This window comes from Arthrobacter sp. RAF14 (genome assembly GCF_052114185.1).
Classification (GTDB): Bacteria; Actinomycetota; Actinomycetes; order Actinomycetales; family Micrococcaceae; genus Arthrobacter_E.
In genome coordinates, this window is sequence record NZ_JBFREG010000002.1 from 58333 (window position 1) to 70790 (window position 12458).

Here is a 12458-nt window from a genome sequence, read left to right on the forward strand (position 1 = left end):
TCCGGGAACCCTTACTGACGAGACTAGGCAGCAGGACTGACATTAATTCCCGCGACCTTGCTCATGTGGACAACTCAGCCGTGTGTTTATCTGCTTCTCAGCCTAGCGCCATTCGAACAACTATTCGAATGATTTCACGGCGTGTTGGAGGAACCCGTCGGAAGAATCCCGCCCTTCAGCCTTTTCTGGCCGCCTTGGGGTCCTTGCCCAGCCGCCGCTCCTCCGGGACATCCTGGGCTTCGCAGACCGCCAGCCAGATCGACCTCAGGTCCTGGCCGTCGCGGACGGCCTGGTCCGGTGTCCGGCTTCCCAGCTCACGCAGTGCGAGGTTCGCGGCCAGATGGCGCGCATAGGACGCACCGAACTCGTCTTCCATCAACTGCCAGAACTGGGAACGTCGCATCGGACCAGCTTCTCACGTGCCGGACCCGGACGCCGTCGGGCCAGGCGGCACCGGCGGCCAAACTAGAATGGACCCATGACCCCAGCCGAGAGCACCGGCGCCCCCGCCCCCGGTGACGACCCCCGAGACACGGCGGCTCCGCCGCCGGGCACGCCGGAAGGTGAGCGCCTGGACGAGGCGATCCACGCCGTCGAGCACCAGCTCAGCCTGTTGTGGAGGCGCGGCCGCGCCGTCTCGCTGCGCCTGTCACGGCAGGTCCACCCGGACATGGACCCTTCGGCGTACGGCCTGCTGTCCATCCTCCGCCGGCAGGGACCCATCCGCCTGACCGAGCTGGCGGGGCTGATCGGGGTCGGGAAACCCACCGTGAGCCGGCAGGTCACCTTCCTGATGCAGCTGGGTCTGGTGGCGAAGGACGCCGATCCCCTGGACGGCCGGGCACAGCTGCTGCATCTCACCGACCACGGCGAAGCCACCATGGCCCGCGTGCAGGACGCCCGGCGGGAGATCTTCCGGCAGCGGCTGGGCGAATGGGACACCCCGGCTCTGGACGCGCTGGCGGAGAACCTGGAACGCCTCAACACCATCTACGAGCGCGACGGGCTGTGAGCGCCCACGGGAAGGCCCCGGCACACGAAGTGCGCCGGGGCCTTCCCGTATTCAGTTCTGCCGCTCTCAGCGGCTCCCGACGAGCTCCAGCTCGTCTCCCAGGCCGCGTCCGTAGCGCTGGGTGAAGTCCTGCGGGACGGTGTCCGGGACGGCGACGCCCTCGGCCACGGCCACACGGTCACTGACCTCACGGAGCATGCTGGACAGCGGAACGTCCAATGCCGAGCAGATCGAGGAGAGCAGCTCGGAGGAGGCCTCCTTCTGGCCGCGCTCGACCTCACTCAGATATCCGAGCGAAACCCGCGCGCTGTGGGAGACTTCCCGCAGTGTGCGTCCCTGGCGCTGACGGACATCGCGGAGGACGTCACCGATCTCGTGACGTAGGATCACCATCTTGCGCTCCTTCGCTTCGTGCTGTGCCGGATCGAGTAGGCCCACATCCTTCCAGCGGACCACGCCGTTCACGGATACGGGCTGCTTGACCATGTGTATCGCTTGCTCCTTCGTTCAGGCCTCGGCCTGAATTTCATCCTATGACCATCACCCTTGTGATGGCGACACTAAAGTAACTCCCGGCTCTCAGCTTTTGTTCCCCGGGGGCTGTTTCCCAGGGAACTCACGGAGTGCCTCCAGCAAATGACCGATCGCGCCGCGTAATGCCGCTTCACGGATCTGCTCCCGGCCACCGACGAAATGATGGGCGAACGCCCGGGACCCCTGCGCGTCCGCGATGCCGATGAACACGGTGCCCACCGCTTTGCCGTCGTGGGAATCCGGACCGGCCACACCGGTGGTGCTCACGGCCAGGTCCGCACCGCAGGAACGGCGCGCTCCCTCCGCCATCTGCCGCGCCACGTCCGGGTCCACCGAACCACGCTCGGCCAGCAGCTCGCCGCTGACGCCCAGCACCTGTTCCTTCACCTCGTTGTGATACGACACGACTCCCCCGTGCAAGGCGGCCGAGGCCCCGGGCACGTCGGCCAGCCGGGCCGCCACGAGCCCCGCTGTCAGGGACTCCGCGGTGGCGACGGTGATTCCACGGGAGATCGCGAGCTCCACGGTCTCGCGGACCGTCGCGGAAAAGGCATCAGGCACGGGTTCCGCCTCGGATGAGCCGTGCCGACAGGAAGACATACTGCAGGCCGGTCACCAGTGTGACGGCCACGGTGGCCAGGAGCAGCACGAAGGCGACCACGCCCAGCCAGGCCCACTGCGCCGTGAACGGCAGGAGATACAGGAACAGCACGGCCGTCTGGAGCACGGTCTTGATCTTGCCGCCGCTGGAGGCCGGGATGACACCATACCGGATGACCACCAGGCGCAGCAGGGTGATGCCCCACTCCCGCACCAGGATGATCACCGTGGCCCACCAGGGGATCTCCCCGAGGACGGACAGGATCACGAAGGCCGCTCCGGTCAGGAGCTTGTCCGCGATCGGATCGGCGATCTTGCCGAAATCCGTGATCAGCCCGCGGGCGCGCGCGATGTCGCCATCCAGCTTGTCGGTGTACATCGCGACGGCGAACACCACCAGGGCCGCCCAGCGCCACAGGCCGTGCTCCCCCGCGTCCGCGAGCAGGAACCAAGCGAAAAACGGGACCAGGGCGATCCGCAGCATGGTCAGGATGTTGGGCAGGTTCCAGACCTGCGACGTCGGGGTTCCGCTCACGTTCTCAGGCTACCGTCCGGTCAGCTGCCACGCGTCTTCGCCCTCGTCATCATCGTCGTCGCCGCCGTAGTCACCCGCCTGCTTGCGGGCGTCGAGGTCCTGCTGGACCAGGTCCACGCCGTAGTCGCCCATCTGGTGGTTCGCATTGGCGTTGTCCGCCAGCGCCTCGGTGGTGCTGTCCGGCGCGGCCGGGACATCGTCCCCGCGGATCGTGGCGAGGACGGCGCCCAGATCGTCCGGCTTGACCAGGACGTCGCGGGCCTTGGAGCCCTCGGACGGCCCGACGACGCCCCGGGACTCCATGAGGTCCATCAAGCGGCCGGCCTTGGCGAAGCCCACGCGGAGCTTGCGCTGCAGCATGGACGTGGAACCGAACTGCGTGGTGACCACCAGTTCGGTGGCCTGCAGCAGGAGGTCCAGATCGTCCCCGATGTCGTCGTCGATCTGCTTCTTGGGCGCCTCGGCGGCCACATCGTCCCGGTAGGTCACCTGGAGCTGGCCCTTGACGTGCTCCACGACCTTGTGGATCTCGGACTCACTGACCCAGGCGCCCTGGACACGCATCGGCTTGGAGGCTCCCATGGGCAGGAACAGCGCGTCGCCCTGGCCGATGAGCTTCTCGGCGCCCGGCTGGTCCAGGACCACGCGGGAGTCGGTGACGGAGGACGTGGCGAACGCCATGCGGGACGGGACGTTGGCCTTGATCAGACCGGTCACCACGTCCACGGAGGGCCGCTGGGTGGCGAGCACCAGGTGGATGCCGGCGGCACGGGCCAGCTGGGTGATGCGGACGATCGAATCCTCGACGTCGCGCGGGGCGACCATCATGAGGTCCGCGAGCTCGTCCACGATCACCAGCAGATACGGGTACGGCTTGATGATGCGCTTGGAATCCGGCGGCGGGACCACCTTGCCTGCGCGGACGGCCTTGTTGAAGTCGTCGATGTGCTTGTAGCCGTAGTTCGCCAGATCGTCGTACCGGGCGTCCATCTCACGGACCACCCACTGAAGCGCCTCGGCGGCCTTCTTGGGGTTGGTGATGATCGGCGTGATGAGATGCGGGACGCCCTCGTAGGCGGTGAGTTCCACACGCTTCGGGTCGACCATGACCATCCGCACCTCGTCCGGTGTGGCGCGCATGAGGATCGAGGTGATCATGGAGTTCACGAACGAGGACTTACCCGCGCCGGTGGCGCCGGCCACGAGCATGTGAGGCATCTTGGCGAGGTTCGCCACGACGAACCCGCCCTCCACGTCCTTGCCGACGCCCATCACCATGGGGTGCTCGGTCCGGCGCGCGTTCTGGCTGCGCAGCACGTCGCCCAGGGACACGGTCTCGCGGTCCGTGTTCGGGATCTCGATGCCGATGGCGCTCTTGCCGGGGATGGGGCTCAGGATGCGGACGTCCGAACTCGCCACCGCGTAGGAGATGTTCTTGGACAGCGCGGTGACGCGCTCCACCTTGGTGCCCGGCGCCAGCTCGATCTCGTACCGCGTCACCGTCGGGCCACGGCTGAACCCGGTCACGGCGGCGTCCACGTTGAACTGCTGCAGGGTGTCGGTCAGGGCGGCCACGACGGCGTCGTTGGCCTCGGTGCGTTCCTTCGGCACGCTGCCGGCCACCAGAGCGTCGGCGTTGGGCAGCGTGTAGGTCACGTCACCGGCCAGCGAGAGCTGCTCGGTCCTCTGGGGAATCGGCGCCGGAACCGGCGGCTTCTGCGGCTCCACGTTGAACACGGTGGTGGCCGCGACGGCGGGCAGCGCCTGGGTGGCGGTGTCGTCCGGACCCGCGGTCTCGGGGGCCGCCTGCCGTTCCTTGATCTTCTCGCGCGCCAGCTCGGACTGCGTGGGACGGCGGACGCCGGCCGGCACCGCCGGGGCGGCAGGAGCGCTGGTCCGTGGCGCCGGAGCCGCGCCGGCCGCGAGTCGGTCCGCGTCGTCGTCGATCACGGCATGTTCGAAGGCCTCATCGCCCGCGTAGCCTTCCACCGCGCGGTCATCCCCGCCCTTGTCACGGCCGAAGAGCCGGCGCTTCCGGGCCGGCCTGGCGGGACGGTCATGCTCGTAGAGATAGCTGCGGTCGTGGCCGTCCGCGGACAGAGGGTCCTGAAGATCCATGCCCATGAGGTGCTCGTACGCGTCGCGGATCCTGCGGGGAATGGCCGTGAACGGGGTCGCGGTCACGATCAGCACCGACGTGAAGGCCAGGAACGAGTACAGCGCGATCGGCAGGGCCACGTGGACCGCCGCCAGCGGCGAGCCGACCAGGAAACCGACCATCCCGCCGGCGCGGCGGACGCCGTCGAATCCGTCGAAGGGACTCGGCTGCCTGCCGATGACGTGCGCCAGACCGGAGCCGGCGATCGTCATGATGATGAAACCGATGCCGATCCGGTTGTTCCCGCGGGTGTCCTCCGGGTGGCGGAAGAGCCGGACGCCGCAGACGGCCAGCATGAGGGGCAGCAGATAGGTCATCCAGCCGAAGGTGCCGTTGACCACGGAGCCGACGACGGCGGGCAGCCAGCCGCTCAGGCCCCACCACGCGAAGGTGGCGATGAAGACGGCCAGCAGCAGGTTGAACAGCGCCGCGCCGTCGCGCCGGGCTTCGGGATCCAGCCCACTGACATCACGTCCGATCCTGCGCACCCCCGCGCCGACGGCATGCGCCACGCCGAGGTAGGCCCCGGCCAGGGCGCGGACGATCCACGGCTGTTCGGCGGCTCCGGCATTCTGGTGCCGGGCGGCCGCAGCCTTGGAAGCAGTCGCCCGGCCAGAGCCCCCACGCGAGGTGGAGGTGCCGGTTTTGCTTTTCGTGGTGCCTTTTGGCGCGGAAGGGGTGCGGGTCGCCATAGTCCCACCCTAGCCCAGAAGCGCCGTAGAACCCCGGATTTCCGGGGTTCTACGGAGGCCTCCAGGACCACCGGGATGATCATCGGCTTGCGGCGCAGACGGCGGTTCACCCAGGTGCCGATCACGCGGCGCACCACCTGCTGGAGCTGGTGAGTGGTGTGATCCTTGCGCTCCGCGACGGCCTCCTCGAGGGCGGCGTTGATCTTGGGGATGATCTCATCGAAGACATCGTCGTCCTCCGCGACACCGCGGGCGTGGATCTCCGGACCGGAGACCACCTTTCCGGTGGTGCGGTTGATGACCGTGACGATCGAGATGAAGCCCTCGTCGCCCAGGATGCGGCGATCCTTCAGATCGGCGTCCGTGATCTCACCGACGCTGGAGCCGTCCACGTAGACGAAGCCCACCTCGACCTGGCCGACGATGTTCGCGAGGCCGTCGTGGAGATCGACCACGGTGCCGTTGTCCGCCAGCACGATGTTGTCGCCGGGGACGCCGGACTCTTCGGCGATCTTGCCGTTGGCGATCAGGTGCCGCGTCTCGCCGTGCACCGGCATGGCGTTGAGCGGTTCGAGGATGTTGTAGCAGTACAGGAGCTCGCCCGCGGCGGCGTGGCCGGAGACGTGCACCTTGGCGTTGCCCTTGTGGATCACGTCGGCGCCCAGCTTGAGCAGGCCGTTGATGATGCGGAAGACGGCGTTCTCGTTGCCCGGGATCAGGCTGGAGGCCAGGATGACGGTGTCGCCTGGGCCCACCTGGACCCGGTGGTCGCCGTTGGCCATGCGGGACAGGGCGGCCATCGGCTCACCCTGCGAACCGGTGGACATGAGGACGACCTTCTCGTCCGGAAGCTTGTCCACGTTCTTCAGATCCACCAGGATGCCGTCCGGCACTTCGAGGTAGCCGAGCTTCGCGGCGATCTGCATGTTGCGGACCATGGAGCGGCCCACGAAGGCGACCTTCCGGCCGTGCTTGGCGGCGGCGTCGAGCACCTGCTGCACGCGGTGCACGTGCGAGGAGAAGGAGGCCACGATGATGCGCTTCTTGGCCTGGCCGAAGAGACGGTCCAGCGTGGGGCCGATCTCCTTCTCCGCCGTGGTGAAGCCGGGCACATCGGCGTTGGTGGAATCGGACATGAACAGGTCCACGCCCTCCTCGCCCAGGCGGGCGAAGTGGCGGAGGTCCGTGATGCGGCCGTCCAGCGGGAGCTGGTCCATCTTGAAGTCACCGGTGTGCAGGACGGTTCCGCCCGCGGTGCGGATGAACACGGCCAGGGCGTCCGGGATCGAGTGGTTCACGGCGACGAATTCGCAGTTGAACGGGCCGAACTGCTCCACCTGGCCCTCTTCGACCACCATGGTCTTCGGGCGGATGCGGTGCTCCACGAGCTTCGCCTCCACGAGAGCGAGCGTCAGCTGGGAACCCACCAGGGGGATGTCCTTGCGGAGGCGCAGCAGGTACGGCACGGCGCCGATGTGGTCCTCGTGGCCGTGCGTCAGGATGACGGCCACGATGTCATTGACGCGGTCCTCGATGTACGAGAAGTCCGGCAGGATCAGGTCCACGCCCGGCTGGGTCTCCTCGGGGAAGAGCACGCCGCAGTCGACGATGAGGAGCTTTCCGGCGATCTCGAAGACCGCCATGTTGCGCCCCACCTCCCCGAGGCCACCCAGGGGGACGATGCGGAGCGTGTCCTTGGCCAGCTTCGGAGGCGTGGTGAGGTGGGGAAACGCGAGTTGGGTCATATCTGGCTACTTTCCGGCAGCAGCCGTACGGGTACCTGGATGTTTAGCCCAGGACCCATGCGGCCTCCGCCAAATCTTCACGGATGATGGCTTTCTCGGCATCGTCCAGTTCCACCAGGGGCAGACGGACGCGCGAGTTGGGCAGGACGTTCTGCCACTGAAGAATCTGCTTGGCCGCCACGGCGCCCTGGGCGCGGGTCATGGTGGCACGGACCACGGGTTCGAGGTCGAAGTTGAGGGTGCGGGCGGTGACCAGATCGCCTGCGTTGACGGCGTCCACGAGTGCGCGGAACTTCGCCGTGGCGACATGGGTGGTCACACCCACCAGTCCGACGGCGCCGAGCGCCATCCATTCCAGGGTGAGACCGTCATCGCCCGAGTAGAACACCAGGTCCGTCTCCCGCATGACGCGGGTGGCCTTGGCGAAGTCCGCCTTGGCGTCCTTCACGGCGACGATGTTCGGGTGCTCGGCCAGCCGGATCATGGTGTCCGGGGCGATCTCGATCGAGGAGCGGCCAGGGATGTCATACAGCATGACGGGCAGGCCGGTGGAGTTCGCGACGGCTTCGAAATGCGCCTGGACTCCGGCCTGGCTGGGCTTGTTGTAGTACGGAGTCACGATCAGCAGGCCGTCCACCCCGACCTCCTCTGCCCGGCGGGACAGCTGGATCGAGTGGGCGGTGTCATTGGTGCCCGTGCCCGCGATGATCACGGCACGGTCCCCGACGGCTTCCTTGACGGCACGGAACATGCCCACGTTCTCGTCGTCGGTGAGCGTGGAGGTCTCCCCGGTGGTGCCGGTGACGACCAGACCGTCGCAGCCGTTGTCCACCAAGTGCACGGCCAGCTCGGCCGCCTTCTGGTAGTCGACCACTCCCTCATCGGTGAACGGTGTGACCATCGCGGTCAGAAGAGTTCCGAGGTTGGGGGTGCGCGTACCAGAAACAGCCATGCATGAAGGTTATCGCGAATCCGTCATACCTCTGCAACACGGTCCCGTATGGCGGCACTTCACAGAGCGTTCGGCACGGTGCGGGACGCCTCGCGGCCGCTTCTCAGCCGCGGCGGAAGAGACCCACGGCGTCACGCATGGCGGCGCGGGCACGACGGCGGTCCCCGGCGGCGTCGTACGCGCAGCTCAGGCGGAACCAGACGCGCCAGTCCTCCGGCGCGGCCTCCGCCTCCCGCTGGTACTTCACGAACTCGGCGTCGGCAGCCTCGCGGACGATCCGGCCGGCCGGGGTGCGCGGAAGGTTGTCCGGCGGCAGTCCGCCTTCCTCCTCCAGGATCTTCGCCATCCGTTCGGTGCGGGCTCCGAACATCAGTTCCCGGGCCAGGGCCCAGGCGCCCACCACGGGCAGCACGAGATAAGCGAGACCCATCGCCTTGGCCACGGGCTGCGGATCCACGAGCAGCAGCACGGCCCGGTTGAACGTCACCACCAGATAGAACACCAGCAGCAGGGTGATGGCACCCACCCAGATCTTGGTCTTGTAGGCTGCCCAGAACTCTTTCACCTACAGCCCCAGATCCAGGTAGCCGTCCAGGCCGTGCGTGAGGCCCGGGTGCCCCGCCACCTCACGCAGACCCAGCAGGACACCGGGCATGAAGGACGCACGGTCGTAGGAGTCATGGCGGATGGTCAGCTGCTCGCCGGGACCTCCCAGCAGCACCTCCTGGTGCGCCACCAGGCCGCGGAGGCGGACGCTGTGGACGTGGACACCGTCGACGACGGCGCCCCGCGCTCCCAGCGGATCGCTCTGCGTCGCGTCGGGGCTCGCGGACACGCCCGCCGCCTCTCGCGCGGCGGCGATCAGTTCGGCGGTGCGCGCAGCGGTTCCGGACGGGGCGTCCACCTTGTCCGGGTGATGCAGTTCCACGATCTCGACGGATTCGAAGTACCGGGAGGCCTTGGCCGCGAAGGCGCTGGCAAGCACGGAGCCGAGGGCGAAGTTGGGCGCGATCAGGACGCCGACGCCGGGCTGCGTGGCGAGCAGTTCACGCAGGGATTCGAGCCGCTCCGGCGTCCAGCCGGTGGTGCCCACCACGGCATGCAGGCCGTGCTCGACGGCGAAGCGCACGTTCCGCTCCGTGGAGTCCGGCACGCTGAGGTCCACCACGTGGGTGGCCCCGGCGTCGAGGATCCCCTCCAGCGCGTCATCGCGACGCAGCGCGGCGACGAGCTCCAGGTCGGACGCCGCCTCCACGGCCTTCACGGCCTCGCTGCCCATGCGCCCGCCCGCGCCGATCACTGCCACTCTGATGCTCATGCACCAAGCGTATCCGGGGGCCGGGCAGGCACTGAAAACGGGTCCGCGTGCGGCCCACGGCAGCCGTCAGACACCCACCCATTCGACGGTGCCGTCCGAGAAGAACTGCTCCTTCCAGATGGGCACTTCCGCCTTGACACGCTCGACGATGTCCGAGCACAAGGCGAACGCCTCGCGTCGGTGCGGGGTGGCCACGGCGCAGACCAGCGCCGCGTCCCCGATCGAGAGCGCTCCCACCCGGTGCGACACCCACAGCGTCGCCTCCCCGTGCGCGTCCCCGAGCTCCGCCACGATCCGGTCCAGGGCCTCCTGGGCGCTCGGATGGGCCGAATAGTTGAGGCGGTCCACCGAGCGGCCGCCGTCGTGGTCCCGGACCACGCCGCAGAACGTCACGACGGCGCCGGCCCGGTCGTGGGAGACGGCGTCCAGCGCCATCTCCGCCGAGATCGGCGCGGGACTCAGCTCCGCGAACAGGACGCGGGCGTGCGGTGCGGGCTGGCTATTCTCAGTGGGCTGTGCATTCTCAGTGGGCTGTGCGTTCTCAATGGTCATGGTGTTCTCCCTGGGCCTGGGCGCAGATATGGCTGATGAGCGGGTCGAGGACGCCGAGGCCGTCCATGACCCCTTGGGGGGACCCCGGAAGGTTGACCACGAGGCAGTCGCCGGCCAGACCGGCGTAGCCCCTGCTCAGGGCGGCGAAGGGCGTCTTCGCGAGTCCCACGGCGCGGATCGCCTCCATGAGGCCGGGCACCTGGCGGTCCAGCAATGGAAGCGTCTCCTCCGGGGTGAGGTCGTCGGGGGTGAGTCCGGTGCCCCCGGTGGTGATCACGACGGCGGAACCCACCTGCACGAGTGCGCGGAGGGCGGCGCCCACGGCGGCGCCGTCGGGCACCACGAGCGGCTCCCCCACGTCGAAGCCGTGCTCGCGCAGCCAGTCCACCAGGACGGGACCGGTCAGGTCCTCGGCGAGTCCGGCGGCGGCGCTCGTGGAGGCCACCACCACTCCGGCCCGGTTCTTCCTCAGTCCGTGGCTCATCGTGTCCAGTCCCCGCTCTTGCCGCCGCTCTTGGCAAGCACCTGGATGTCCGTGATGACCGCGTGCTTGTCCACGGCCTTGATCATGTCGTACACGCCGAGCGCTGCGACGCTCGCCGCGGTCAGCGCTTCCATCTCCACACCGGTCACGCCACGGGTCTTGACGAGCGCTTCGATGCGGACGGAGTCCTCCCGGAGCTCGAAGTCCACGGTCACCTTGGACAGCGGCAACGGGTGACACAGGGGCACGAGCTCCGGGGTCTTCTTCGCGGCCATGATCCCGGCCACGCGGGCCACGGCGAGCGCGTCACCCTTGGGCAGCCCACCTTCGCCCAGGAGACGGAGCACCTCGGGCGTGGTCCGCAGAACCGCCTGCGCCGTGGCGACGCGCGTGGTCTCCTCCTTGGCCGAGACATCGACCATGTGGGCACTGCCGTCGGCCCGGACATGGGTCAGCTGGGGGCCGTCTCCGGCCTGCGATTCCGTCATAGGATCCATACTTCCACTTCCGCGCCATCGTCAGCGCGCTCGAGGCCCACCGGGAGGTGGACCAGACAATCGGCCTGCGCCAGGGCGTGCAGGAGGTGGGAACCGGCCCCGCCCTCCAGGCGGACACGGCCGTCACCGTGAACGCCGCGCCGCACCTGGTGTTTGTCCGCGGGACTGTCCGCGCCCTGATCCAGAATGGCCCGGACCCGGGGCCGAGCCCCGGCCAGCAGCGGGCGGAGGAACATCTCGAACGAGATCAGGGAGCTCACGGGGTTCCCCGGGAATCCCAGGAACGGCACGGCTCCACCGGCGAGTTCCACGGTTCCCAGGGCCTGGGGGCCTCCCGGCTGCAGGGCGACCGAGACGAACTCCACGCCGTCGGCCAGGCCCTGCTTGACGACTTCGAAGGCACCCTGGCTGATGCCTCCCGTGCTGACCACCAGGTCGACCCCGTCCAGCCGGGACAGTGCCTCTCGCAGCCCTTCCGGGCTGTCCTCCTGAGCCTGCACCGCGAGCACCGCCGCTCCGGCGTCTTCCAGCGCGGCCGCGAGCATGGGGCCGTTGGAATCGTAGATCCGGCCGGGAGAAAGGGCGACGCCGGGCTGCACCAGTTCATCACCCGTGCTGAGGACCGCCACGCGCAGCGGCTCCCGGACGGGAACCTCCGCCAGGCCCAGGGCGGCCAGAAGGGCGATCCGGGCCGCACCGAGGCGCACCCCGGCGTCCAGGACCACGGTCCCCCGCTGGACGTCGCTTCCCTGCGCTCTGACGAACTGCCCCGCGGGCGCCGCCGGCAGCGTCACCGCCTCCCCCGTGGACACGAAGCGCGGCGGATCGGCGGCCTCCACGGGCACGACGGCGTCGGCCCAGGCGGGCAGCATGGCGCCGGTCATGATGGGGGCCGCGGAGCCAGGCCCCGGCGCGGGAGCCAGCGCCGCTTCGGCGTGGCCGGCTGCGATGGTCGCCACGACGGTCACGGCACCGGGGACCTCGGCGGACCGGACGGCGTACCCGTCCATCTGCGAGTTGGCGAATGGCGGAAGGTCCAGGGGTGCGACCACGTCGCGGGCCAGGACCCTGCCGCGGGCCTCCGCCAAGGGCACGGAGCGGGGGTCACGTGCCAGCCGTTCCAGCACCGGCTCCAGGAGCGCACGGACGGCGGCCGCATGGTCATCGACGCTCCGGCGCGCCCGGCGCGCCCCCGCGGAGGGCGTCTCGGAATGCGAAGTCATGGCCCCATTCTGGCAGGTGAGGACGGTCTCCGGGTGCCGCCCGGCGAGCGGGCGCGGACGACGCGGCGGCGATGGTCCGGTGTCACCGCACGGATCGGGCGAGCCGGGGCTGCTCCCCCGCGCAGTGCACTGGGGCCGGGCCGCAGGGGCCGGGCC

General features: G+C 69.0%; 13 protein-coding genes and 1 pseudogene. 1 reads left to right on the top strand and 13 read right to left on the bottom strand.

Annotated elements, in window-relative coordinates:
- Window positions 1–175 precede the first annotated feature (175 nt).
- Complete coding sequence (locus AB4Y75_RS07865; RefSeq protein ID WP_441435328.1) at window positions 176–403, bottom strand: DUF3046 domain-containing protein; 228 nt, start codon at window positions 401–403, stop codon at window positions 176–178.
- A 75-nt stretch (window positions 404–478) separates the two neighbouring features.
- Between AB4Y75_RS07865 and AB4Y75_RS07870 the strand changes: the two genes are divergently transcribed.
- The gene (locus AB4Y75_RS07870) at window positions 479–1012 is read left to right on the top strand and encodes a MarR family winged helix-turn-helix transcriptional regulator (protein ID WP_441435329.1); all 534 of its coding nucleotides are present in this window, start codon (window positions 479–481) and stop codon (window positions 1010–1012) included.
- A 66-nt stretch (window positions 1013–1078) separates the two neighbouring features.
- On the opposite strand, the gene AB4Y75_RS07875 is transcribed toward AB4Y75_RS07870, so the two are convergent.
- The 12 genes and pseudogenes from AB4Y75_RS07875 to AB4Y75_RS07930 form a co-directional block, all read right to left on the bottom strand.
- Window positions 1079–1498, bottom strand: a complete 420-nt coding sequence (locus AB4Y75_RS07875) for a helix-turn-helix domain-containing protein (protein WP_066215327.1) — start codon at window positions 1496–1498, stop codon at window positions 1079–1081.
- Between the two features lie 93 nt (window positions 1499–1591).
- Window positions 1592–2107, bottom strand: coding sequence for a CinA family protein (locus AB4Y75_RS07880; RefSeq protein WP_441435330.1), 516 nt, complete (start codon window positions 2105–2107; stop codon window positions 1592–1594).
- Window positions 2100–2681, bottom strand: coding sequence for a CDP-diacylglycerol--glycerol-3-phosphate 3-phosphatidyltransferase (gene pgsA, locus AB4Y75_RS07885; RefSeq protein WP_441435331.1), 582 nt, complete (start codon window positions 2679–2681; stop codon window positions 2100–2102). Before pgsA ends, AB4Y75_RS07880 begins: the two co-directional genes overlap by 8 nt.
- Window positions 2682–2690: 9 nt before the next feature.
- A complete protein-coding gene (locus tag AB4Y75_RS07890) occupies window positions 2691–5531 on the bottom strand; it encodes a DNA translocase FtsK 4TM domain-containing protein (RefSeq protein WP_441435332.1) in 2841 nt (946 codons plus the stop codon).
- A 56-nt stretch (window positions 5532–5587) separates the two neighbouring features.
- Window positions 5588–7276: pseudogene (locus AB4Y75_RS07895) on the bottom strand (ribonuclease J); the annotation flags it as partial.
- 43 nt (window positions 7277–7319) lie between these two features.
- Window positions 7320–8228: a 4-hydroxy-tetrahydrodipicolinate synthase gene (gene dapA, locus AB4Y75_RS07900; RefSeq protein ID WP_441435333.1), complete on the bottom strand. Its 909-nt coding sequence runs from the start codon at window positions 8226–8228 to the stop codon at window positions 7320–7322.
- A 103-nt stretch (window positions 8229–8331) separates the two neighbouring features.
- Window positions 8332–8793, bottom strand: coding sequence for a hypothetical protein (locus AB4Y75_RS07905; RefSeq protein ID WP_441435334.1), 462 nt, complete (start codon window positions 8791–8793; stop codon window positions 8332–8334).
- Window positions 8794–9546, bottom strand: coding sequence for a 4-hydroxy-tetrahydrodipicolinate reductase (gene dapB / locus AB4Y75_RS07910; RefSeq protein ID WP_441435335.1), 753 nt, complete (start codon window positions 9544–9546; stop codon window positions 8794–8796). It abuts the gene before it with no gap.
- A gap of 66 nt (window positions 9547–9612) precedes the next feature.
- Window positions 9613–9981: a molybdenum cofactor biosynthesis protein MoaE gene (locus AB4Y75_RS07915; protein WP_307498658.1), complete on the bottom strand. Its 369-nt coding sequence runs from the start codon at window positions 9979–9981 to the stop codon at window positions 9613–9615.
- Between the two features lie 106 nt (window positions 9982–10087).
- Window positions 10088–10582 (bottom strand): MogA/MoaB family molybdenum cofactor biosynthesis protein, encoded by a 495-nt coding sequence (locus tag AB4Y75_RS07920; protein ID WP_441435336.1) that lies wholly within the window; start codon window positions 10580–10582, stop codon window positions 10088–10090.
- On the bottom strand, window positions 10579–11070 hold the full coding sequence (moaC, locus tag AB4Y75_RS07925; protein WP_441435337.1) for a cyclic pyranopterin monophosphate synthase MoaC: 492 nt from the start codon (window positions 11068–11070) through the stop codon (window positions 10579–10581). The genes AB4Y75_RS07920 and moaC overlap by 4 nt, the downstream gene beginning before the upstream one ends.
- Window positions 11067–12302 carry a molybdopterin molybdotransferase MoeA gene (locus AB4Y75_RS07930; protein WP_441435338.1) on the bottom strand — a complete coding sequence of 412 codons (1236 nt, stop codon included), beginning with the start codon at window positions 12300–12302 and terminating at the stop codon, window positions 11067–11069. The genes moaC and AB4Y75_RS07930 overlap by 4 nt, the downstream gene beginning before the upstream one ends.
- Window positions 12303–12458 lie beyond the last annotated feature (156 nt).

Excerpts from the sequence above, each read along its gene's own strand:
- AB4Y75_RS07890 (WP_441435332.1), bottom strand. The coding sequence starts at position 5,531 with ATGGCGACCCGCACCCCTTCCGCGCCAAAAGGCACCACGAAAAGCAAA.
- dapA (WP_441435333.1), bottom strand. The coding sequence starts at position 8,228 with ATGGCTGTTTCTGGTACGCGCACCCCCAACCTCGGAACTCTTCTGACC.
- dapB (WP_441435335.1), bottom strand. The coding sequence starts at position 9,546 with ATGAGCATCAGAGTGGCAGTGATCGGCGCGGGCGGGCGCATGGGCAGC.
- AB4Y75_RS07915 (WP_307498658.1), bottom strand. The coding sequence starts at position 9,981 with ATGGCGCTGGACGCCGTCTCCCACGACCGGGCCGGCGCCGTCGTGACG.
- AB4Y75_RS07865 (WP_441435328.1), bottom strand. The coding sequence starts at position 403 with ATGCGACGTTCCCAGTTCTGGCAGTTGATGGAAGACGAGTTCGGTGCG.
- AB4Y75_RS07920 (WP_441435336.1), bottom strand. The coding sequence starts at position 10,582 with ATGAGCCACGGACTGAGGAAGAACCGGGCCGGAGTGGTGGTGGCCTCC.
- AB4Y75_RS07875 (WP_066215327.1), bottom strand. The coding sequence starts at position 1,498 with ATGGTCAAGCAGCCCGTATCCGTGAACGGCGTGGTCCGCTGGAAGGAT.
- AB4Y75_RS07870 (WP_441435329.1), top strand. The coding sequence starts at position 479 with ATGACCCCAGCCGAGAGCACCGGCGCCCCCGCCCCCGGTGACGACCCC.
- moaC (WP_441435337.1), bottom strand. The coding sequence starts at position 11,070 with ATGACGGAATCGCAGGCCGGAGACGGCCCCCAGCTGACCCATGTCCGG.
- AB4Y75_RS07930 (WP_441435338.1), bottom strand. The coding sequence starts at position 12,302 with ATGACTTCGCATTCCGAGACGCCCTCCGCGGGGGCGCGCCGGGCGCGC.